The organism is Nocardia sp. NPDC052566 (assembly GCF_044547285.1).
GTDB lineage: Bacteria > Actinomycetota > Actinomycetes > Mycobacteriales > Mycobacteriaceae > Nocardia.
On the sequence record NZ_JBIUAF010000001.1, the window covers coordinates 804,645 to 826,335 of the forward strand.

Below are 21,691 nucleotides of genomic sequence, written 5' to 3' on the forward strand. Positions count from 1 at the left end.
ACATGTCCGTTATCGCAATCACCTGCGGTTCATGCGCTTGATGACGGGGCGCCCGCTGCCGGTCGCGAGTCGGCGCGCGTCCGCGGTCGCGGAATGGCCGGAGCTGACAGCGGCGAGCATGGTGAGCCCGGTATTGCGGATGATCTTGTCCAGATCTTCGAGGATGTCGGCAACCGCGTCGCCGGCACGACGGTTCCGCTCGGACAGTGCGTCGTCATCCTCGAACACCTCGCGTAGACCGTGCAGTCGCAGCCCCACATCGAACAGCTGCCGGACCAGCCGATCCGCAGAATCGGCGTACAGGGCACTGCGCGGGTCGTATCCGTTTGTGAGAGGCTCCGGCGCCGTCGCCGCCCGGGGTGCCGCGGCGTCGTCCGTATCGCGCGAGCCAGGAATCTTCGGCATCATTTCGCTCCACAGTGAACGGGTGATTCGTTGCCACGCTTCGGGACTCGGACGGTTAGCTTCGAGGCTACTCGGACCGTGGGAGGTGGCGAGTGCCGAAAGTCCCGGCCCGGAGGGACGGATGTCACCAGCGTGTGCACCGTACGGTGGGCGCGGTTGCCGTGGTCGCTGAATGAGAACTCGTGGTCGATTGGGCGCCGGGACCGGGCAACGCTCACTATCGTTAGTGACTGTGTCCGTCCGTGGGGTCGTCCCGGCACTGTGGATCGTTGCCGTCGCTGCGGCGTACTTCGGAGCCGCGCAGATCGGACTGCGGCTGGCGCTCGTCGGCGGGCAGGTGACCCCGCTGTGGCCGCCGACCGGGATATCACTGGCCTGTCTGCTCCTGCTCGGGCTGCGCATCTGGCCGGGGATCGCACTGGGTGCGCTTCTCACCAACCTGGCGCTCGGACCGTCGGTGCCCGCGGTCCTGCTGATCGCGGTCGGCAATACCGCGGCTCCCGTGTGCGCGTATCTGTTGTTGCGGCAGACGGGCTTCCGCGAGCGGTTCGACCGGTTCCGCGATGGGCTCGCGCTCGTTTTCCTCGGTGCACTGGCCGGAATGCTGATCAGCGCGACGATCGGCAGCGCGGTGCTCGCCTTCGTCGCCGGGCGCGGTTTCTGGACGACATGGTGGGTGTGGTGGGCGGGGGACGCGATGGGCGTCCTGATATTCGCGCCCCTGCTGCTCGTCGCCCGGACCGCCCGAATGCCGAAGGAGATCAGCCTGTTCCGGGCGGCCGAGGCGGTGGCGCTCGTGGTCGGCACCTTCCTGGCCGTCGCCTTGCCCGCATTCGGGCGCCAGCAGCTGGACTTCGTGGTATTCCCCTTCCTGATCTGGGCAGGCGTGCGCTTCCAGCTGGCGGGTGCGCTGCCATGCGCCCTCATCGCCTCGCTCGTCACGACATTCGCGGTGTCGCGGAACCTGCCCGCGTTCGACGGCCTCGGCCTGACCGCCAAGATGATCCACCTCCAGATGTTCAACGCGACGGTGACATTGACCGCCCTGCTGCATGCCACCGTGATCGCGCAGCGCGATCACGCCAGGCAAGCCGTCGACGCGGCCTGCGCCGAGCTGGCACGGGGATTGGTCGTGCTCTCCGGGCACCGGCCGCTCGGGGAGGGGGTGGCCGAGGTGGTGAACCGCGTGCTGTCGACGCGGATCCAGTCCGGGGAGCGGCCCGGCTAGCCGGGCCGAGAGCCAGGGGCAGCCGCATTCCTGCTGACCCTGGCCATTTCCCTACCCGAATAGCGGGTCAGATCTTCTGCCACAGGGCAGGGGTGTTGGGGGGTTCCCAGCCCTGCTGGGCGGTGTGCGCCTGCTGGCACAGGTAGCGCACGCCCTCGTAGGACACTTCGGTGCCGACCTCGTAGCGCGTTCCGGCGGTCCAGGTCTTGCCGGGCGCCGGTGTGGTTGTCGGTGGTTTCGTGGTGGTGGTCGGCGGGGTAGTGGTCGGTGGTGTGGTCGTCGGCGGGGTGGTGGTCGGCGGCTGAGTGCCGCCGATGTTGAGGTCGATGCAGGCGTAGAAGGCGTTCGCCGTGTCACCGATATTCCAGATGGCAAGCAGCTTCTGCTTGCCGGTGAAATTGCCGAGGTTGATGTTGTGCGTTTCGGTTTGGCCGGGCGGCCGGTTCTGGCCGTCGACGAAGCCGACCCGCGTATTGCCGATGTAGTACTCGTAATTGGACGTGCGGTGCCTGGCGGTGAAGGTCCAGGTGAAATCGACGGTGCGGCCGACCGAATGCACCTTCCAGCCCTTGTTGTCGTCGTTGAGATCGTTGAACTGGCTGTTGCCCCCTGCGCAATCACGCAGTCCCTTCGGACCTTCGACGCTTTGCGGTTCGTATTTGATCGGGCCGCAGGAAACAGTGCCCTGCGCACACTGCGCCTGCCTGCTGGCAGGCGAGGAAACATATCCGTGCGCATTCGCGGTTCCGGCTCCGACCACGGCGACCAGCAGCGGTGTGAGGGCAGCCGCGGCGCCATACATTATCGATTGTCGTTTTCCGGGCATCGAGATCAAACTCCTACCTGAACGACGGCGCGGGGCAGGCGTCCCCACCCCGAGCCATCGGAATCGGGATGTGATCTAGATCATCGAGATGCGCGCGCACCTGGACCGTAGGCGCGCGACGGTTCCCGGGCAACGGCCAGAACAACTGGGGAACAACGGGTTTACCCCAGGCCGGGCCCGCCCATGGTCATCAGCTTCAGCTGCAGCATCGCCGCGAAGCGGGCATCCGGGTCGGTCAGATCGATGCGCCCGATCTCGGCGATGCGGCGCAGCCGATAGCGAAAGGTGTTGGGGTGCACGTAAACCGCCGCCGCCGCGGCGTTGACGTCACCGAACGCGTCGAGCCACGCGCGCAGCGTCGGCAGCAGGCAACCGCCCTGCGCGCTGTCGTAGGCGAGCAGGCGCGCGACCGGTCCGGAGGGTGCGTCGCGGCGAACCGTCATGAGGTCGCGCAATTCCTGGAGCAGCGCTTCGGTGCGGACGTCGCAAATGTGTGCGATCCGGCGCGGCCCGGTCTCGGCGGCGAGCACCCGCAGCGCGCGATCGGCGTCCTCGCGGGAACGGCGCAGGCCGACGATATCGGTTGCGGTGGTGCCGATTCCGATGACGACGGGCGCGCGATCGCCGATCCGCGCGAGGAAGTCCTGCACGATCTCGGCGGTGCGATCGTCGGATCCGGTGACGGGCACGATGCCGTAGGTGGTCTCACCGAGCAGCGCGGTGGCCGCCGTCGGATACACGGCGTCCAGGTGCAGCGCCAGGGCGTCGGCGAGGCGCTCGTGCTCGCCGACGCGCCGCGCGCGATCATCGATGGTCGGCGGGTTGGCGCCGGGTTCGACGGCCATGGCGAGCACCGCGACCCGCTGGTCGGCGACGCCGAGTTTGCGCAGCGCCTCGACGGCGAGCGGGCCGCCGTCCAGTGCCCGGCTGACCAGATCCGCGCGTAGCCGCCGCGCCACGTCGGACCCGGCGCGCTGGCGCAGCAGGTGCACCGCGGCGAGCTTGCCGACCTCCTGGAACGAGCGGATGCGCTCGGGGGTCAGCGGTGCGTCGGTGGCGGCCCAGATGGTGCCGAGCAGTTCGTCGCCCGCGCGCACGCTCTGCGCGATCCTGGCCATGGTGAATCCGTCGAGTCCCGGCACCGGTTCCACGCGCACCGGCAGATCGCTGCGGTAGAGCGCGCGGAATACGCCCGCCTGCTCCAGCACGGCGGAGTAGCAGTCCGGAACCTGGCGTCCCAGAATGGTTTCCGCCCTGGAACGGTCCGCCGCGTCCTGGCCGCCGGAGAACGCGAGCACCCTGCTGCTGCGGTCCTCGATGGTCACCGGCGCGTCCAGCAGCGCGGCCACCGCGTTGGCGAGTGCGAACAGATCGCCGGACGGTATGCCGCCGAGGGTTTCCGGTTCGTCGACCGCGTTGTCGGTGACAAGCAGCGCGCGCAGCAGGGTGGAGAGCTGAGTCCACGACGCGCCCTTGGTGAGCTCGAGCAGCACGGCGCCGCCGCGCTGCGCGACCTCGTTGAGCACGGGGTCGACGTGGACGGGCGCGCGCACCACCAGCGCGGCCGCGCCCTTGCCGCCCACATCGGCGAGCAGCTCCCTGATCTGCGCCGGATCGTGCGCGCCGATGCCGAGCACCAGCGCGCCCGCGGGCAGCGCGGGTTCGTCGAGCGGATCGTGGATGACGAGTCCGCCGATGCGCCGCGCGGTCTCGGCGCTGCCGCAGACCAGCCGTAGCATCGTCGAGCCCAGGTCATCGAGAATGCGGCTGAGGTCGACGGCTGGGCTTCTGGTCACCGGTCCAACGTTAGCGATCATGATCGCTTCGCGCCGCTACTGGGGAAGCCATTCGGTCGCCACGGTGAACGTATCCAGGAGTTCCGCGTCCGGGCCGATCCCCAGTCCCGGCCCCGCGGGCACCGGAAGATGCCCGTCGTCGAGCACGAACGGCACGGTGATGTCGGTGTCGTAGTAGCGATCCGAGGCCGACGTATCACCGGGCAGCACGCAGCCGGGTAGCGCGGCGAGCGCGATATTGGCGGCCCGGCCGATTCCGGTTTCCAGCATGCCGCCGCACCACGCCGGAATCCCATGTGCCGCACAGACATCGTGGATCCGCCGCGATTCCAGATAGCCGCCCACCCGGCCCGGCTTGATGTTGACGACCCGGCACGCGCCGAGTGTGATGGCGGCGGCCGCCGCGCGCGCCGAGGTGATCGACTCGTCGAGGCAGATCGGGGTGCGCACCCGCGCGGCGAGTGCGACGTGGCCGAGCAGGTCGTCCTCCGCGAGTGGCTGTTCGATCAGCAACAGTTCGAACGGATCGAGGCGGGCGAGGCGGGCGGCGTCGGCGAGGGTGTAGGCGGTGTTCGCGTCGACCTGTAAAGCGATGTCGCCGAAGCGTTCCCGCACCGCGCGCACCGGCGCGACATCCCAGCCGGGTTCGATCTTCAGCTTGATGCGCAGATATCCCTGATCCAGATAGTCGCCGACGGCGGCGAGCAGCTCATCGATCGAATCCATGATGCCGACCGAAACGCCGCACGGCACGCGATCGCGGGTCGCGCCGAGCTCGCGCGCCAGCGGCACACCGCGAGCGGTGAGCTCGGCATCGAGTACCGCCATTTCCAACGCCGCCTTGGCCATGCGATGTCCGTGGAAGGCGGCGAGCGCGGGCGCGACGTCGATGGCGGTCAGGTTGCCGTGGGCGAACAGGGCCGGAATCAGGAAGCGGCGCAACACATCCGCGCAACCGTCGACGTACTCCTCGGAGTACAACGGTTCGGCCATCGCGACGCATTCGCCCCAGCCGTGCGCCTCGTCGGTGACCACACGCAGCAGCAGGAGGTCGCGGGCCAGCTGGGTGCCGAACGAGGTGCGGAACGGCGATTTCAGCGGCATCCGCACCTTTCGTAGCTCGACTCCGGTGAGTTTCATGCATGCTCCTTCGTCAGTACGTAGCCGCGGTGGCGGTCGAATCCCGTGATGTGCGCGCCATCGGTCATCCGGTCGGTCAGCGCCTCGCGCACCGCGATCCGCCAGCGCTTGGCGAGGTCGGGATCGGCGGCGCGCAGCCGGGTGATATCCGCGGGGACGGTGATCAACACCGCCGGTCCGGTCACGGGCCGGCGGACCGGTGCACCGTCGGGTGAGATATCCAGTGCGACAGCCGCATTCGTGGCGTCGACGCCTTGACGGACATGATCACCACAGGCCGCGGCCACCGCGGGCGACCGCAGGTCCCAGCTGATCAGCAGCCGGTCGGTGGCATCGCCCGCGTTGAAGCCGTCGGCCATCGGCCCGTAGAAGTCGGGCAGGTACTCCACCGGCGTCGCACCCAGTTTGGCGATGTTGAAGTAGGCGTTGCGCCGCACCAGCGGATCGAAGGTCCAGCCGATGGTGGTGACGCCGCGGCGCAGCGCCCAGGCGCGCTGATGGGTCTTCACCGCGAATCCCACATCGCGCCCGCGCATCCTGGCGATCACGCCGGTGATGTGGCTGTGCAGCAACGCATCCGCGGGCGCGCCGTGAAAGCCGACGCCGACGCCGACCATTTCCGCCCCGTCGAACGCGCCCGCCACGTAGCCGCCCGCCTTCGTCAACGCGCGAAGCAGGGCGGGTTGCAGCGGCCGGTCCGTCGGCTCGGCCTGCCACATCGCGTCGCACAGGTCGCAGACCGCCCGTAGCTCGTCCATCGAGGACAGCGATCGGATGGTCACCCCGGCCCGCCGCGCCGCCTGTTCGGCGGTGGCCTCCGCTTCGGTCAGCACGGTTGTCATGACGCCTCCCCGAGTAATTCGGCCAGCAGAGCGGTGAAAAGTGCCGCGCGCGGGGCCAATTCGTCGATCAGCACATGTTCGTGGTCGGCATGCGCGCCACCGCCGCAGGCACCGAGCCCGTCCAGAGTGGGGATACCCATACCCGCGGTGAAATTCCCATCCGAACCGCCACCCACCGCGGTTCCGGTGAGTGTTCCGATGCGGAGCTCTGCGCCGAGCCGCACCGCGCGGCGGAACAACGCACGCGAGGCGGCGACGGGCAGTGGTGGCCGATTCGGGCCGCCGTGAATCTCGAGCGCGGCGCCGGGCAGCACCGGGCGCAGGGCGCGGAGCGCGGCGTCCACCCGATCCTGTTCCACCACCTCGAAGGCGCGCACGTCGACCGCGAAATATCCGTTCGCGGGGACGGTGTTGTCCGCCGTCCCCGCCGCCATGGTGGTCGGGGTGACGGTGGTGCCCGCCGCCGCATCGCCGAGCGTGGCGACGGTGCGGAGATGTTCGGCCAGTTCGACGGCGGCATTGATGCCGTGCTCGGGTTCCAGCCCGGCATGCGCGGCGCGGCCCTTGGCCTGGATCCGGTAGTGGGACACGCCTTTTCGCGCGATCTTGAGCGCACCGGCCGGCCCGGCGGGCTCGGCGACCAGTGCGGCGGCGCAGCCGCGCGCCGAGTCGAGGATCAGCTCGCGCGAGGACGGCGCGCCGAGCTCCTCGTCACCGGTGACCAGGATGGTGACACCGGACGGGTCGGGGAGCGCCGCGACGGCGCGCAGCGCGAGCACCAGGCCCGCCTTCATATCGAAACAGCCAGGGCCGGACAGGGTCCCGTCGCGGACCTGGAACGGATGGGTGCGCAGTGAGCCCACCGGCCACACGGTGTCGTGATGCCCGAGCACAAGTGCACGTGGCCGAGTGCCGAAGCGCCAGCGCAGATGGGTGTACCCGGACAGCGTGATCCGCTCCGGCGCGACGCCCAACAGCGCCGTGCCCAGCGACGCCACCTCCTCGGCGCTACGCGCCACGGCGTCCTGATCGGCCGACGGTGATTCGCAGCGCACCAGGCGCTCGATATCGCCGATGAACGCGGGCAGGTCGGTACGGAACCGCTCGACCAGTGCGGGTGCGGCCGACTCGGGTAGTTCGGCTGCCGCGGATGTCATCGAATACCTCCTCGTGAAGATGTCCTCCGCCTTCGAGAATCGCCGCCCGCGCGCGGCCGCGCCTCGTTTCGGCGGATGAATCCCGGCGTGCCGGTTGGTGGGATTCGACGATCAGGGGAAACCCTGACGGTTTCGCCCCTCGGGTCGCACAGCCACTGGCTCGCAGGGACTAGTCGACGCGCACCAACCGGCCGCCCCGCGTTCGTAGTCGCGAACGACGACGCAACGGCCCAGCGTGGCGACCATGGGTGGCATGACAGCAACGATCGGAGCAGGTGACCGAGTGTCATCCGAATCGAGGCGGCGCATCGCCGACGTCTTCGCCGCGGCGGGAGCCAGCGGCTATCTGCACGCACGCGAGGTGGACGGGACGGCCGAAATCGGCGTGGACGCCGACGCGCCCGTGGTGCTCGCCTCGGTCTTCAAGATTCCGGTGGCGCTGGCCTACGCACGCCAGGTCGCCCTCGGCGAACTGGATCCCGCCGAGCGCGCCACGGTCACCGCGCGCGACCGGATCGGCGGTATCGGCACCGCGGGCTGCGCGCACGATGTCGAGATGAGCTGGCACGACCTGGCACTGTTCGCGTTGACGATGAGCGACAACGCCGCGACGGACGTGCTGCTGCGCCGGGTCGGTGTGGACGCCGTGCGCGGTGTGCTCGCCGAACTCGGGCTGCGCGAGACGCGGATCATCGGCGGCTGCGCCGACCTGTTCGCCACCATCGTCGACGAGTTGATCGCCGAGATGCCCGATGTCGACCCGAACGATCTGGCGGCCGTGTTCGCCGCCGCGACACCGGAACAACTGCGCGCTCTTTCGGTCTGCACGCCGGAGCGCACCAGCGCGAGCACGCCGCGCGAGCTGACCACCCTGCTGTCCGCGATCTGGCAGGACACCGCCGCGCCCGCGCAGGCGTGCGCGCAGGTGCGCACGATGATGTGCCAGCAGATCTGGCCGCACCGGATCGCCAGTGGCTTCGGCGACGACGTGCTGATCGGCGCCAAGACCGGCACGCTCCCGTTCGTCAGGAACGAGGCGGGTGTGCTCACTTTCCCCGACGGAAAGCGTTACGCGGTCGCGGTTTTCACTGTCGCGGAATCCCCGGCCCAGCGGTTGCCCGCCGTGGACGCCGCCATCGGCACGGCCGCGCGGCTGGCCGTCGATTCCCTGCGCTCGGAAGGAATTCAGGCATGAACGCCACAGTGCCGGATATCGAGCACTGGCGGGCACGGCTCGCCGATATCGCCACCAGGCACGCGATTCCCGGTGTCGTACTGGCGATTTCGCACGGCGACGAGCTGATCGAAGTCGCCCACGGTGTACTGAACGTGAACACCGGCGTCGAGACGACCGCCGATTCGCTGTTCCACCTCGGTTCGATCACCAAGGTGTGGACCGCGACCCTGGCCATGCGCCTGGTCGAGCAGGGCATGATCGGGCTCGATACGCCGCTGCGCGAGGTGCTGCCCGAACTGCGGCTCGCCGATCCGGCCACCGCGGAGCGGATCACTTTGCGGCACTTGCTCATCCACACCGGCGGCCTGGACGATCCGGTGATCGATACCGGCCGCGGTGACGACTGTCTGGCGCGGTTCGTCACCGCGCTCGCGGACAGCGAACCGGCGCATCCGCTCGGCGAGACCTGGGCCTACAGCAACGGCGGGTTCTGTCTCGCAGGCCGGGTGATCGAGGTGCTGACCGGACAGACCTGGGACGCGGCCATGCGCGACATGCTGTTCGAGCCACTCGGTTTGGGCCATACCGTCACGCTGCCCGAGGACGCGCTGCTGCACCGCGCCGCCGTCGGTCACATGCCCGGCGCGGACGGGACACCGCAGCGAGTCGACTCGTGGCTGTTCCGGCCGCGCTACGTCGCCCCGGCCGGATACATCAGCGCCTCGGCCCGTGACGTTCTCACCTTCGCGCGGATGCATCTCGATGGTGGTGTCGCGCCGTCGGGCGAGCGGCTGCTGTCGGCCGAATCCGTCGCGCTGATGCAGTCCGAACAGGTCGTCTTGCCGTACTCGGGATGGACCGCCGATTCCTGGGGCATCGGATGGTGGCGCGCCGACTGGCGCGGCGAACGCGTGATCGGCCACGGCGGCGCGACGCTCGGCCAATCCGCGCAGCTGTGGGTGCTGCCCGGACATCGGCTGTCCTTCGTCGTCCTCACCAATACCGGCGACGATATCGGCACGGCCGTCCAGGAATTGAGCGCGGAGATCGCGCAGGCACTGGCCGGGGTCACGGCACCGCGGCCGTTCGGGCCGCCCGAGACACCCGCCGAGGTCGAGATGACCGGACATCTCGGGGTCTATCAGGCGCCGCTGTACCGGGCGGAGGTGACGGCGGGCCCGGACGGCCCACGCCTACGGCAGACCCTGCTCGGCGTCGCGGCCGAGCTGATGCCGGATCCGGTGCAGGAGTACGCCCTGGTGCCGCTGGACGCGAACCGCTTCGCGGCACAGGAGATCAAGTCCGGGCGCTGGATGCCCGGAGCGTTCGAAGAACTTTCCGACGGGTGGTACCTCAGCTGCGGCGGAGGCATCGCCCACAAGATCGAAAGCGGTGTGGCATGAACACCAAGTACCTCGGTTTCGACGATCTGGCGCGCGTCGCGACGCCATCGGATCCGGCGCTCGCCCCGGACGGCAGCCGCGTCGTCTATGTACTGCGCACCGTCGATCCCGTGCGCGACACCGACATTCGCGCGCTCTGGCAGGTCGTGCCCGGCAGCGAGCCGACCCAGCTGACCCGTGGCACGGCCGATATCTGCCCGCGCTGGTCACCTGACGGTCGGACCATCGCCTTCCTGCGCGCCGAGGACGGCCCGGCACAGCTGTGGCTGCTGCCCGCCGCCGGGGGAGAACCGGAGCGGATCACCGAGCTGCCGCTCGGCGCGGGCGAACCGGTGTGGAGCCCGGACGGCACCAGGATCGCCTTCACCGCGCCGGTGGACACCACCGGATCCTCGCTCGATCCGCATGCCCCTGTGCACATCACCAGCCGGACGTACAAGATCGACGGCACGGGGTGGCTGCGCGGATTCCGTTCGCACATCTTCGTTCTCGACCTGGCCGACGGGTCCATCCGTCAGGTGACCGACGGGGATTTCCATGCCGGAACGCCCGCGTGGTCGCCGGACGGCACCCGGCTCGTCTGCACCGATTCGCTCGTCGACGACGATGATCCGAGCGCCTCGGCGGTGCGCATTGCCGATGCCGCGGCCACCCGGCGCGAACCCCGGCGGATCGGCAGCGCGAGCGGCACCGTGTCGGCGGTGGTCTGGGGCGGTGACGGCGCGAGCCTGCTCGCCGTGGCGACCGTGGACACCGAGGTACGCAACAACCGGCTCCTGCGCATCCCAGCCGACGGTGGCGAATCCGCCGATCTGACAGCGGGATTCGATCGCAATCTGATGCCGGGCGGGCCGGGATATCCCGGTGCGCTGCCCGCACCCGCCGGCGCCGACGCGGTGCTGTTCTGTGCGCGCGATCGCGGATACACCCATCTCTATCTCCGCGATGAAACGGGCATCCGCAAACTCGTCGGCGGCGATCGCGCGGTCGCCGGCGTGTCCGTCGCGGCCGGACACGCCGCGCTGGTGGTGTCGAGCACCGAAAGCTTCGGCGAGATCGTGCTGCTGACGCTGGCCTCCGGCGCGCAGCAGGCGCTCACCAGGCACACCACCACCGCGCTGCCGGACATCACGCCGATTCCTGTGCAGGAGCGGGTGTTCACCGTTTCCGACGGGACCGAGGTGCACGGCTGGCTGCTGCGTGATCCCGCGGCGCCCGCAGGTGGCCCGCTGCTCGTGGATGCGCACGGTGGCCCGCACAATGCCTGGAATCCGGTGTGGGACTGGGCACATGCCTACCACCAGGTGCTCGCGGCCCGCGGCTGGACGGTGTTGCTGCTCAACCCGCGCGGTAGCGACGGCTACGGCGAGGAGTTCCTGCGCGCCGCGCTCGGTGCGTGGGGCCGCGCCGACGAGCACGATTTCCTGGAGCCGATCGATCAGCTGATCGACGAGGGCATCGCCGACTCGCGGCGAATCGCGCTGTCCGGCTACAGCTATGGCGGCTACGTCGCCTGCTGGCTGCCCACCCGCACCGACCGGTTCGCCGCGGTGGTCGCCGGTGGCGTGCTGAGCGATCTGGGCAGTTTCATCGGCACCTCCGACACCGGCAGCCTCCTCGTCGGCACCGAAATCGGTTCCGGGGTGGACGCGGTGGCCCAGCTGTCGCCCATGACCTACGTGGACCAGGTGACCACGCCGACGCTGGTGTTGCAGGGTGCGGCCGAGGCGCGCTGCCCGCTCGGCCAGGCCGAACAGTGGTACGCGGCACTGCGCGAGCGCGGGGTGCCTGCCGAACTGGTCGTGTACCCGGGCGCGTCCCATCTGTTCATCCTGGACGGAAAGCCGAGCCACCGAATGGATTTCAATCGCCGAATCGTCGACTGGGTGATCCGGCACACCCGCGCGCATGCGCCGGGGGAGCCCGCCGCCATCGCGCCACTGGATGCGGCGCACTGGCAGCGACGGCTGACGACACTCGCCGAGCGGCACGGAATTCCGGGTGCGGTGCTGGCGATCTCGCACGGCGACAGCATGATCGAGGTCGCGCACGGCGTGCTCAACCTCGAGACCGGCGTACCCGTCACCACCGATTCGCTGTTCCAGATCGGCTCGATCACCAAGGTGTGGACGGCGGCGGCCATCATGCGGCTGGTCGATCAGGGCAAGCTCGACCTCGATACGCCGCTGGCGGAGATCCTTCCCGAACTGCGCCGGGGTGATTCGGCCGTCTTCGACCGGGTGACGATGCGCCACCTGCTGATCCACACCAGCGGCATCGACGGCGATGTCTTCACCGATACCGGCCGCGGTGACGACTGCCTCGAGCGCTACGTCGCCGAATTGGCCACGGTCCCGGTCAATCACCCGATCGATGCCACCTGGTCCTACTGCAATTCCGGCTTCAGCCTCGCCGGGCGCGTGCTGGAAGTGCTCACCGGCTCGACCTGGGATGCGGCCATGCGCGAGTTGCTCTTCGAGCCACTCGGCCTGCGGCACACGGTGACCCTGCCGGAAGAGGCGCTGCTGCACAGGGCGGCGGTCGGGCACATGCCGGGCCCGGACGGCACACCGCGTCGGGCCGACCAGTGGTATCTGCCGCGCAGCAGCGGTCCGGCCGGTGCGATCGCCACGTCCGCCCGTGACGTACTGACCTTCGCCAGAATGCATCTCGACGACGGGATCGCCCCGGACGGCGAGCGGATGCTGTCCGCCGAGGCGGTCGCGCAGATGCAGGCCGAACAGGTGCGGCTGCCGTTCGACGGCTGGGTGGCCGACTCGTGGGGCCTCGGCTGGTTCCGCGGCGACTGGGGCGGGCACCGGGTGATCGGTCACGACGGCGGCACCATCGGCCAGGTGTCGATGCTGCGGGTGCTGCCCGGTCATCGGCTGGCGTTCACCGTGCTCACCAACGGGGGTGAGTTCATGCCCGTGATGCGCGCGCTGACCGAGGAGATCGCGGCCGAGCTCGCGGGTGTGACGGCGCCGGAAGCGTTCGGCCCGCCCGCGGAACCCGTGCGACTGGAGCTGAGCCGCTACGTCGGCGTCTACGAGCGAACAGGTATACGGCACGAGGTATTCGAGGGCGAGAGCGGGCTGGTGCTGCGCTCGACGCTGACCGGCGAGCTGGCCGAGATGATCGGCGACAAAGCCACGGAGGAACGCGTGCTGGTGCCCGTCGCCGAGGGGGTGTTCGCCGCGCGCGTGCCCCTGCAGGACGCCTGGGAGTCGGTGAACTTCTACGAAATCGCCGACGGCACGCGGTATCTGCACGCCGGTGTGCGCGCCACCCCGGAACGCCGAAGCGACGCGGGATGACGCATCGCAACGCCCCGGCGCGAGCCGGGGCGGAGCGGATTCCGTTGCGCGCCTGGCTGACTCTGCTCGCCGTGGCCGTCGGCGCGTTCGTGACGCAGATCGATGGCCTCGTGGTCGCCGTCGCGAGCCCGGATATCGCCGCGGGGCTGCGGGCCGGGCCCGCCCAGATCCAGTGGGTGAGCACGGCGCAACTGCTGGCGCTGGCCAGCCTGGCGATCCCGGCGGGGACGCTGGCCGACCGGTTCGGCCGCAAACGGATATTCCTCCTCGGTGTCGGCGGATTCACCGCCTCCTCGCTGCTGTGCGGGCTCGCGGGCTCGATCGAGTTGCTCATCGGCGGACGGGTGCTGCAGGGCGCGTCCTCGGCGCTGCTGCTGCCCGCCGCTCTCGGTGCGCTGCGGGCCGCGTTCCCGCCGAACCGGTTGCCGACGGCGCTCGGTGTGTTCGGTTCGGTCACCGCGCTGGCGTTGACCGGCGCACCGCAGCTGGGCGGCTGGCTCGTCGAACACCTCGGCTGGTCGTGGGCGTTCTTCGTTACGGTGCCGTTCGGGATCCTCGGCATCGGTATCGGCGCGCTGGTCATTTCCGAATCCGCGCAACGTGTTTCGAATCCGCTCGACCTGCCCGGTGTGCTCACCTCGACCATCGCCGTCGTGAGCCTCGCCTGGGCGGTCACCGGTGTGCAAGACAATGGCTGGGCGTCTGCGCAAACCATCGGGCTCGCCGTGGTCAGCATCGTGTTCTTCGCCGGGTTCCTTGTCGTGGAACGTCTTTCGGCGCATCCGATGGTGCCGCTCGGGCTGTTCCGCAACCGATCGTTCAGCGTCGGGCTCGTGCTGCTCGCGTTGACCCTGATCGGGATGTCCGCGGTCACCTTCTATCTGATGTTCTATCTGCAAGGGGTGCAGGGTAAACGCAGCGCCGATGCGGCAACGGCGTTGCTGCCGTTGTTCATCGCGTACATGATCGCGCCACCCACCGGCGGGCTGCTCACCCAGCGGTTCGGGGCCAGGGCCACGATGATGCTCGGAGCCGCCTGCAACGCCATCGCTTTCGCGTTCCTGCTGCGGCTCGCACCGGATTCGGCGACACTCACCCTCGCCGTGCCACTGGCGCTGATCGGCGTCGGTACCGGTTTCCTGATGGTGGCCTCGATGGAGGCCGTACTCGGCACCGTGCCCGCCGAACAAGCCGGTGTGGCGGCGGGCGTCAAACAGGCGGTGAGCCAGCTCGCCAGCACCCTCGGCATCGCCGGCTTCGGTACTCTGCTCGCCTCACTGATCAGCGCCGAGTTCCCCGATGCCGTTCGCACCGCGTTGGCGCCGAACACCGCACTCGCCGAACAAGTGGCCGAAGATCCCGGTATCCAGCAGCAGGTCGGCCTCGGCTTCCCGCCATCGTCCACCCAAACCCTGCCCCGCGATCTCACCGACACCGTCGTCACCACCATCACCGACACCGCCCACCGCGTCTTCACCGACGGCGTTCACGTAGTCTTCGGCGTCTGCATCGTCATCGCGGTGCTAGCGGGAGCACTCGCGGTATTCGTGCGCGACCCAAACACCGAATCACCCTGCGACACAGACCGACCCGCGCGCGCTGTGGATCAGGCGCCGATTTCCTGATGATCGGGACCTCCGCTCGCGCGAACGAGACGGGCGGAGGTCCGCGCGGGTTGACGGCGACTCCTCGGCCGGGTGTGGGATCTCGGTGGCTTCCGGTGTGAAACGGGTTTAATCTGGAGTCGGTCTCGGGGGAACAATCGGGGAGCCCCTGCGGACTGCGCGTGGAGACCAGCAGTGGGAGGGGCTATGCCCGGGATCGCGGTTCATCGATTGACTGTCCGCGACGGCATCCGCGTCGACAGTGCAACGCCCCTTGATCACAGGGTGTGGACCGTCGTGCTCACGTTTCCGTCGTGGGTCCAGAGACGTGGCGTGCCAACACAGGTGATCCCTGGCTGGGCCTGCCCGGGGCCGCTGTATGAGCCGCCGACGGCAGGCGAAGCACTCGAGTTTCTACTCAATGTCGCTGCGTCCCGGGATGGACGGAGACACCGGCCCCTGTCGCCGGAAGACCGGGCTGCCCCTCCCGAAGTGCTGGACGCGGTCAGGGATGACATGCGGATGCTGCTCGGTGACAAGTATGACGAGTACATGGAAGCCGCTGGGCACGGCACGTTGAAGGTAGCAGCGCCGACTGGTTGCCTAGTTGGCTTGATGGCGTGGGCGAGTGGAGCCGCGATCGCGGGAAGTTTGCCGTGGTTGCTCGACCGCATCTAGTGCACGTCACTGGAGTTGGTTGCGCAGGGTATTCATGACCGCCCTGAGTTGCAGCCAGCTCGGGTCCGCGGTGGATGCGCTGGTGACCGTCTTCAGGTCGTCCTCATCCCAGGTCCGCATTCCATCGGTGAGGACGAGATACTCTTCGACGGCGCCGTCGTCGGGAATCTCGGAGGTGGCGTCCAGGAAGGCAGTCACACTGTCCCGCAGCGCGATACCGTCGCCGGCATCGGCCTGTGCGGAGGCCGGTCGTACCAGCCGGAGCTCGCCGTCGCCGGTTGCGACGACGAGTTCGCCTGTCGCCGTGGCGGTCAGAGCAGTCACCGGGGAGTCGTTCAGGATGGCGTGGTCGACGGCGGTCATCTCGTCCACATCGACCTCGATGAGACTCCCGGTGGGCGTACCGATCCACAGTGTGCCCGGCCGCGCTCCGAATGCGATGTTGTGGCGTGACCACTCACGAAGCTGCTCGTGCCTGATGTCCGTGGATCCGCCGGGCGGGCGGAGCTCCTCGAGGCCCGTGCTGAAAACGAGCTCCAGAGACGGGAATTCGAACATATCCACCGTATTCCCGTAGGCGTTGCCACGGATCGCCAGATGCCGTCCATCCGCACTGAAGATAGGCGTCTGATAGCCGTCGACATCCAGGATCAGTGCCTTACGAAGCACACACATCGCGTTGTCGTCGGCGAGCCGCGCGAAGATCATATGGGTCTCACCCTGGTTACTGCGGAGAGTGGCCGCCAATCCACCGGCCGGATGCACCGCGACCCCCGTGTCCCATCCGACGTCGGGGTAGATGGTTCCCGAGGCGAGATCGATGGCGTCGGAACGGTATTCCCCGTCTTCGTCGGCATCGCTCGCCGACGGCGAGGCCCACAATATCTCGCCGTTGGGACTGAATGTCATGCAATGGTAGGCGGCATCGGGCGAGAGCCCGTCCGGCTCGGACACGCCCTCGGGCGTCCACTGCACAACTCCCCCCTCGGCCAGCACCAGGAGCAGCGGCTCGTCCGGATGCCACGCGACAGTGGGTGTTCGCCCACTCCGCTCCCATCGCTGCGCGTCGCCATAGCCGGCGGAGTCGGCGCCGATAGATCCGTGGTACAGCAGCTCCCGATAGTCCCAGATATGCACCGTCGGCCGCTCCGAGTCGATACCGGCGACCAGCGAAAGACGGGGATGGCACACCAGACGTTCGATGGAACCCGCGCCATCGTTCAGCCAATGTGCAACTGTCTCAACCTCACTCACCCCAACACCGTAGCTCCGTCCCGCGTCGAGGACTCGGCGGGTTCTCGCCGCTCACGAGCCGCGGCCCTGTCGTATCGTCTCGGTTCAGAAGGATGAGCCGGTGCCGCCGAAAGGCCACGGTGGAATCGGGCGGTTGTCGATCACCACGTTGTCGTACCTGATCCCGAAGATCGGATTGGAGTGGCTGCACGAGCTCTTGCTGTCATTCGCACAGGGCTCGCTGCGGCTACCGCATCCACCGTTCACGCTCGTCGTCCTGTGCGCCGGAAGCCAGGCCCGCGTGACGCGCTCTATTCCGAACCCGCAGTTGACAACCACATCCACCCGATAGGTGTCGTCGGTTTCGTTGCGGCACCAGAAGTCGGTGCACGAAACCCAGGGCGCCAACACTACCGTCGTCGACGCGGCGGCCTGGGGAGCGGCAACACCGAGGGCCATGGCGAACAGGGGACTGGTGATGCCAAGCAGGGCTGTCAATCGGCGATGCATATCAATCTTCCATGCTGCGACTCCGAACTCCCGATCGAATCTACCCCCGCCACCCAGTTTTGCGAAGTGCCGAGTCGGCTCATCGACCCCATTTCTACTGGTTTGCAATGGATTTGAATTCGTGGTTATGGTTGGCGCGTGAACTTTTCCTACAGGAAGGGCGCCGTGCGCCCCTGCCGGTGACCCCCGGTGCTGGGCTGGTCCCCGGCAATAACGACGACCAGCCCGAAGTGGATCAACATCCCGAAGATGTGATCGTGCACCACGTCTGTACTGCATTCCGGATTGATCGGATCATCGGAGATCGTCCCTTGGCCGAAATCGGTGACCCTGTCCTCATCGTCGACGACGAGCGTCAGCATGCGCTGGCAGTAGCAGGTGAATACGACGGTTTCGGCAAGGCTGCGCCGGTCGGGGTGTACGACAGCGCCGACCTGGCGTGTCGTGCGTTGCTTCGTGTGCGTTTCCCCGTGCACGCCATGGCTTTCCATCCCAGCCTTCCGCTTCTTGCCGTCGGTTCGGGTAGCTATGACGGCGGACTCGACTTCGAGGGTGAGTTACTCCTGCTGGACCTGGAGACAGGGGCGACCATCTCGCTCTTCGAGGGCTATCCTGGCCGCCAGGTCCTGGGCTTGGAGTGGCTCGACGACCACGGGCTGAGTGTGTGGATGGCACCCCCGGACGACTACGAGGACGAGAACGCTTGGGTCGAGGGGTATGTCGCGGTGGTTCATCGGCCGGACTGGAGGGCTGTGCAGGCCAACTCGCTCACCGGGTCCGAGCTGGCCGGGCCTCGGATACCGCTGCAGCGGCCCGACAACCGGGATCGAGCGCGCCGGCGGATCTGCGAGCTGTCCCCGAGGTGGGAGCCGCGACGCAACATTCGCGCGGTCGAGGAGCTGTCCGACGGCAGGATCATTGCCGCGCTCGACGGTATCGGGCTGGAGTCCTGGTTGCCCTCGGGGCAACGGCAGTGGACTGTCTCGGATGAGCTGGGCGGGCGTGACATCGTCGTGGCCGCCGATGAGCGTTCGGCCTGGACCGCTCTGGTACGTCCAGGGTGGAGGGATGAGCCGCAGGCGGTCATTCAGCTTTCCCTCGATGACGGGACGCGGCTCGACTGCCTGAGCTGCCCGACCCCGGTGTCTTTGGTGCGCTGCGCTGACGGCCTGCCTGCACTGGCTCCTGAAGGCATCAACAATGAACGCAGCAGGCTTCGTATCCGGCGCGGCACCCGCGTCTACTTCTACGACATCGCGCCCGACGAAGACGCGCTGAGCATCGATGAACACGAAATATGGCTGGCCACAGCCGATCTGGAAGAGACATCGACAGCCGGGCATCCGCGTGCGCCGAAGACGACGGACTTCGCACGGGTGTTCCCCTTCTCATGGGTACCGGATGAGACACACTTTGCGGGCCCGGGTGTAGAGACGGCAGACGGTGACCTGGTCCACGCGGGGACCGTCTATCACGGCCACGGGTTACAACCCGGAGGTTCGTTCGTGGTGCGGCGCAACACCACAACTGGTGAGCCGACCTGGATCTTCCGCACAGATCACAAACCCACCGCGCTCGATGCCGACCAGGAAACCGTGTACATCGCCTACGCGGACGGTGAGCTTGTGGCACTGGAACTTCAGTCCGGCACTGTATTTCGGCGCCGATATCTCACCGTCGCCGCGATTCCTGTCATACCGACCGCGTTGACCGTCGTCGGTGCCGGTCGGCTCCTCGTCGGCCTCGATGACGGGCGAATCCTGCGGTGCTCGACCGAGAGGTAGCCTGGCAACACGCTCTTTGTCGCGACTCGCACGGTTGATTCCGGCCAGCGTATTCGCCTGCATCGTCGGCGTCGCGGGTTGGCCGGACGGGTGCTCACCCAGCTTTCCGGGCGGTCCCGTCACTACCGTGCCGCCGAGCCTTGTCAGGGTGGATGTCGAGTCGAATACCCTTGTACACCACCGTATTCGGCACATCGTCGTCGTCGTTGTCCGGGTCGCCGGAGTCCGCGGGATCCGGTAGTTCCGCGATCTGCTCGATGACGATCTGTGCGCGCGCCGCGCCGGGATCGAACATCTCCTGGAACGGCCCGGCGAACGCCCCTCCGAGTCCGCGGTGCTTCGCCCGAAGAGCCGCCCACCCGAACAGCACCATCGGGCCGATGGTGACGATCAGCAGTAACAAGTCCCCGCCCACCCCACGAGCCTACCGAAGTCGATCGAGCGTGGTCGGGATGGACAAGGAAGATCTGGTGCCCGACCCGCGCTGATGCCTACTCCGACACGGCGATGCGCTCAGCCGATCGCTCCGATGAACCCGATGATTATCGATACCACCGACAGTGAACCGATACCGAATGCCGCCGCGAGCGCGAATCCGATCAGCACGTCCTCGTCGGTGGGCCGCGGTGGTTCGACGGTGTGTCCTCGCACTTCGGTCGTGGTCGGCGTCGCCCATTCCACACAGACCGTCCCGTTATTCATCAGGATGAACACGCAGAACGACTGATCGATCTCTCCCGGCCGTCCGTTGAGGAATCTGCATACTGCTTCGGATTTCGGTTCCAGAGTCAGCACACGGTCATCGATTTCGACGACCACACGATAGCTGCGCCTGCGCACGCGCCCGGGGCCTGGAAGCACCTTCATCGGACGGTCGTTCACCCGCGCCACGAGACAGCTCGCATCTCTGGTCCCGATCGGAATACTCGGTCGCGTTGGTGGACCGATTCGTTCGATGGTCACCACCGGTGAATCCGCTGTTCCGAACTGCGCCGAACAACGGTCATCGGTCCTCGTGACAACGACATCCCCGAAACCACTGCTATCGAAGATTGTTCGCAGGAAGTCGGACATCGGCCAGCTACTCCTCCTATGCGCCGATAGATGCCACCGCCACACCCCCCGGTGATGTGAATTGTACTGCGGCAGTGGAGGCACAGACTCCGATCAACCTGCGGGCAGGCCGATCCGGTCGCGGTCGAGCATGTCGCGCAACTGCGAAAAGACTCGCGCGACAGTCGACAACGAGGTGGCCGAGACGGAGTTGCCGCGCAACCCATCCCTGCTTCTCCAAACGGGTGTTGGGGTACTAGCGGACTTCCAACTGATAGGTGACCTCGACCCAGAAGCCACCGGGCTCGTATTCGCCACCGAAGGTGAGGACGTAGTCGCCGGGTGCGAGGTCGTCGAGACGGACCCACAGGCCCCAAGCTTTGGCCTTGAACCGGCCGGTGTAACCGAAGGGGCCGCCCGCGGCCGCCGTGACTGGAAATGCCTTGTCGTTGGTCACTGTTCGCACCGGCAGTGGGACTCCGTTCAGTGCGGCGTGACCGGAGGCCGCGGGCGCCACCGGTACCTCGCCACGCGCGAAGAACCCGTCCGGAACCTTCTGGAACATGTTGAAAGCCGGGAAGAAGATCGGCCTGCCGTGCGGAATCGTGCACCGCCGCTCGACTCGTCCACCGAAAGTGCCTGCCAGGAACCAGACATCCGTGGGCTGATCGATCGCGGCGAACTCGCCGGTCTTGTCCACCACCGGATTCTTGGCGTTCGGCACCGCCATCGCCCACTGCCACCAACGAGCCGCCAGCTCGACATCGCTACTCGCCATCTCTCTACCCCAAACAACCATCGACGCGAGGAAGAGCGCGAGCCACGCCGGATCGCCCTCTTCCGAAGTGGACCGAGGAAAGTATACGAACCAGCCGGTCTGTGCCGCTTTGGCGGTCCGCAGGTTTCAGCCCGCGACGAACCCGTCGCGAACAGCCAAGGGGTGTATGCCGTGCCAGCGCCGGACTGCCCGGCGCAGCGCCCGCTCATCGCTGAAGCCGACGCGGTGGGCGATCGAGCGCATCGACAGCTCGGTATCGCTCAGCAGGGCGAGCGCACGTTCCTGCCGGACTCGCTCGACCTCGGTGCGCCCGGTTCGCTGAGCATGGATCCGGCGATGCCGACACGGCACGTCGAGTGAAGCGGATTATCGAACATATGTTCTACGGTTGGGGTAGGGTGGCTCGGGTGACCACACATTCGACCGCGCTGGCGCCGGATGCTCGAACACCGGGATGGCCGGAACTGGCCGATGTCGATTTGCTGCGCACCCTAGTGGAAATCGAACGCCGCCGGAGGCGACTGGACGCCGCGATGCGCGCGGCCGTCGCCGAAGCCGAGCGCCGTGGCCTCGCCGCGGGCACCGGCTATCGGGACACCGTGGAGCTGTTGACCGATCTGCTGCGGATCAGTGCCACCGAAGCGCGCCGGCGAATCGAATACGCGGCCCCGCAGGTGCGTTCGCGTTCCAGAAAGATGTGGAGGGTGCTGGCGGCCGCGAGCTGAGGGCCGTGCTCTTACCCTGCCCCGGTCGAGGAAGG

Annotated in this window: 19 protein-coding genes; 7 read left to right on the forward strand and 12 right to left on the reverse strand. The window is 67.9% G+C overall.

Annotated elements, in window-relative coordinates:
* Nucleotides 1-18: 18 nt before the first annotated feature.
* Entirely contained in the window at nucleotides 19-405 is a 387-nt protein-coding gene (locus ACIG5A_RS03410; protein WP_397237219.1) for a hypothetical protein, read from the reverse strand.
* Nucleotides 406-637: 232 nt separating this feature from the next.
* Here ACIG5A_RS03410 and ACIG5A_RS03415 point away from each other — a divergent pair, with 232 nt between their 5' ends.
* Nucleotides 638-1,633: an MASE1 domain-containing protein gene (locus tag ACIG5A_RS03415; RefSeq protein ID WP_397237221.1), complete on the forward strand. Its 996-nt coding sequence runs from the start codon at nucleotides 638-640 to the stop codon at nucleotides 1,631-1,633.
* A gap of 67 nt (nucleotides 1,634-1,700) precedes the next feature.
* Here ACIG5A_RS03415 and ACIG5A_RS03420 read toward each other — a convergent pair whose 3' ends face one another.
* From ACIG5A_RS03420 to ACIG5A_RS03440, 5 genes are all read right to left on the reverse strand, one after another.
* A complete protein-coding gene (locus ACIG5A_RS03420; protein WP_397237223.1) occupies nucleotides 1,701-2,435 on the reverse strand; it encodes a lytic polysaccharide monooxygenase in 735 nt (244 codons plus the stop codon).
* A 185-nt stretch (nucleotides 2,436-2,620) separates the two neighbouring features.
* Nucleotides 2,621-4,255, reverse strand: coding sequence for a PucR family transcriptional regulator (locus ACIG5A_RS03425; protein ID WP_397237225.1), 1,635 nt, complete (start codon nucleotides 4,253-4,255; stop codon nucleotides 2,621-2,623).
* A 36-nt stretch (nucleotides 4,256-4,291) separates the two neighbouring features.
* Entirely contained in the window at nucleotides 4,292-5,395 is a 1,104-nt protein-coding gene (gene menC, locus ACIG5A_RS03430; RefSeq protein WP_397237227.1) for an o-succinylbenzoate synthase, read from the reverse strand.
* Complete coding sequence (locus ACIG5A_RS03435) at nucleotides 5,392-6,237, reverse strand: GNAT family N-acetyltransferase (RefSeq protein ID WP_397237229.1); 846 nt, start codon at nucleotides 6,235-6,237, stop codon at nucleotides 5,392-5,394. The genes menC and ACIG5A_RS03435 overlap by 4 nt, the downstream gene beginning before the upstream one ends.
* Nucleotides 6,234-7,394, reverse strand: a complete 1,161-nt coding sequence (locus ACIG5A_RS03440) for a M20 family metallopeptidase (protein WP_397237231.1) — start codon at nucleotides 7,392-7,394, stop codon at nucleotides 6,234-6,236. Before ACIG5A_RS03440 ends, ACIG5A_RS03435 begins: the two co-directional genes overlap by 4 nt.
* A gap of 283 nt (nucleotides 7,395-7,677) precedes the next feature.
* On the opposite strand from ACIG5A_RS03440, the gene ACIG5A_RS03445 reads away from it, so the two are divergent.
* Genes ACIG5A_RS03445 through ACIG5A_RS03460 form a run of 4 tightly spaced genes read left to right on the forward strand, consistent with a single transcriptional unit; the run spans nucleotide 7,678 to nucleotide 14,916 of the window.
* Nucleotides 7,678-8,589, forward strand: a complete 912-nt coding sequence (locus tag ACIG5A_RS03445; RefSeq protein WP_397237233.1) for a serine hydrolase — start codon at nucleotides 7,678-7,680, stop codon at nucleotides 8,587-8,589.
* Entirely contained in the window at nucleotides 8,586-9,974 is a 1,389-nt protein-coding gene (locus ACIG5A_RS03450; RefSeq protein ID WP_397237235.1) for a serine hydrolase domain-containing protein, read from the forward strand. The genes ACIG5A_RS03445 and ACIG5A_RS03450 overlap by 4 nt, the downstream gene beginning before the upstream one ends.
* Nucleotides 9,971-13,291 carry a serine hydrolase gene (locus ACIG5A_RS03455; protein ID WP_397237237.1) on the forward strand — a complete coding sequence of 1,107 codons (3,321 nt, stop codon included), beginning with the start codon at nucleotides 9,971-9,973 and terminating at the stop codon, nucleotides 13,289-13,291. Before ACIG5A_RS03450 ends, ACIG5A_RS03455 begins: the two co-directional genes overlap by 4 nt.
* Nucleotides 13,288-14,916 (forward strand): DHA2 family efflux MFS transporter permease subunit, encoded by a 1,629-nt coding sequence (locus tag ACIG5A_RS03460; RefSeq protein ID WP_397237239.1) that lies wholly within the window; start codon nucleotides 13,288-13,290, stop codon nucleotides 14,914-14,916. Before ACIG5A_RS03455 ends, ACIG5A_RS03460 begins: the two co-directional genes overlap by 4 nt.
* A 663-nt stretch (nucleotides 14,917-15,579) precedes the next feature.
* On the opposite strand, the gene ACIG5A_RS03465 is transcribed toward ACIG5A_RS03460, so the two are convergent.
* Complete coding sequence (locus ACIG5A_RS03465; protein ID WP_397237241.1) at nucleotides 15,580-16,827, reverse strand: hypothetical protein; 1,248 nt, start codon at nucleotides 16,825-16,827, stop codon at nucleotides 15,580-15,582.
* Between the two features lie 84 nt (nucleotides 16,828-16,911).
* Complete coding sequence (locus ACIG5A_RS03470; protein WP_397237243.1) at nucleotides 16,912-17,316, reverse strand: hypothetical protein; 405 nt, start codon at nucleotides 17,314-17,316, stop codon at nucleotides 16,912-16,914.
* Nucleotides 17,317-17,423: 107 nt separating this feature from the next.
* On the opposite strand from ACIG5A_RS03470, the gene ACIG5A_RS03475 reads away from it, so the two are divergent.
* A complete protein-coding gene (locus ACIG5A_RS03475; protein WP_397237245.1) occupies nucleotides 17,424-19,100 on the forward strand; it encodes a hypothetical protein in 1,677 nt (558 codons plus the stop codon).
* A gap of 94 nt (nucleotides 19,101-19,194) precedes the next feature.
* On the opposite strand, the gene ACIG5A_RS03480 is transcribed toward ACIG5A_RS03475, so the two are convergent.
* From ACIG5A_RS03480 to ACIG5A_RS03495, 4 genes are all read right to left on the reverse strand, one after another.
* The gene (locus tag ACIG5A_RS03480) at nucleotides 19,195-19,515 is read right to left on the reverse strand and encodes a hypothetical protein (protein ID WP_397237247.1); all 321 of its coding nucleotides are present in this window, start codon (nucleotides 19,513-19,515) and stop codon (nucleotides 19,195-19,197) included.
* A 98-nt stretch (nucleotides 19,516-19,613) separates the two neighbouring features.
* Nucleotides 19,614-20,258: a hypothetical protein gene (locus ACIG5A_RS03485; RefSeq protein ID WP_397237249.1), complete on the reverse strand. Its 645-nt coding sequence runs from the start codon at nucleotides 20,256-20,258 to the stop codon at nucleotides 19,614-19,616.
* A gap of 151 nt (nucleotides 20,259-20,409) precedes the next feature.
* The gene (locus tag ACIG5A_RS03490; RefSeq protein ID WP_397237251.1) at nucleotides 20,410-20,931 is read right to left on the reverse strand and encodes a hypothetical protein; all 522 of its coding nucleotides are present in this window, start codon (nucleotides 20,929-20,931) and stop codon (nucleotides 20,410-20,412) included.
* A gap of 126 nt (nucleotides 20,932-21,057) precedes the next feature.
* On the reverse strand, nucleotides 21,058-21,282 hold the full coding sequence (locus ACIG5A_RS03495) for a helix-turn-helix domain-containing protein (RefSeq protein WP_397237253.1): 225 nt from the start codon (nucleotides 21,280-21,282) through the stop codon (nucleotides 21,058-21,060).
* A gap of 56 nt (nucleotides 21,283-21,338) precedes the next feature.
* Between ACIG5A_RS03495 and ACIG5A_RS03500 the strand changes: the two genes are divergently transcribed.
* Nucleotides 21,339-21,656, forward strand: a complete 318-nt coding sequence (locus ACIG5A_RS03500; RefSeq protein WP_397237255.1) for a DUF222 domain-containing protein — start codon at nucleotides 21,339-21,341, stop codon at nucleotides 21,654-21,656.
* Nucleotides 21,657-21,691: the final 35 nt, after the last annotated feature.

What these genes read in the sequence shown, in the direction of transcription:
- ACIG5A_RS03410 (WP_397237219.1), bottom strand. Translation starts at nt 405, where the DNA reads ATGCCGAAGATTCCTGGCTCGCGCGATACGGACGACGCCGCGGCACCC.
- ACIG5A_RS03420 (WP_397237223.1), bottom strand. Translation starts at nt 2,435, where the DNA reads ATGTATGGCGCCGCGGCTGCCCTCACACCGCTGCTGGTCGCCGTGGTC.
- menC (WP_397237227.1), bottom strand. Translation starts at nt 5,395, where the DNA reads ATGAAACTCACCGGAGTCGAGCTACGAAAGGTGCGGATGCCGCTGAAA.
- ACIG5A_RS03435 (WP_397237229.1), bottom strand. Translation starts at nt 6,237, where the DNA reads ATGACAACCGTGCTGACCGAAGCGGAGGCCACCGCCGAACAGGCGGCG.
- ACIG5A_RS03440 (WP_397237231.1), bottom strand. Translation starts at nt 7,394, where the DNA reads ATGACATCCGCGGCAGCCGAACTACCCGAGTCGGCCGCACCCGCACTG.
- ACIG5A_RS03450 (WP_397237235.1), top strand. Translation starts at nt 8,586, where the DNA reads ATGAACGCCACAGTGCCGGATATCGAGCACTGGCGGGCACGGCTCGCC.
- ACIG5A_RS03455 (WP_397237237.1), top strand. Translation starts at nt 9,971, where the DNA reads ATGAACACCAAGTACCTCGGTTTCGACGATCTGGCGCGCGTCGCGACG.
- ACIG5A_RS03460 (WP_397237239.1), top strand. Translation starts at nt 13,288, where the DNA reads ATGACGCATCGCAACGCCCCGGCGCGAGCCGGGGCGGAGCGGATTCCG.
- ACIG5A_RS03470 (WP_397237243.1), bottom strand. Translation starts at nt 17,316, where the DNA reads ATGCATCGCCGATTGACAGCCCTGCTTGGCATCACCAGTCCCCTGTTC.
- ACIG5A_RS03475 (WP_397237245.1), top strand. Translation starts at nt 17,424, where the DNA reads ATGGATTTGAATTCGTGGTTATGGTTGGCGCGTGAACTTTTCCTACAG.
- ACIG5A_RS03490 (WP_397237251.1), bottom strand. Translation starts at nt 20,931, where the DNA reads ATGGCGAGTAGCGATGTCGAGCTGGCGGCTCGTTGGTGGCAGTGGGCG.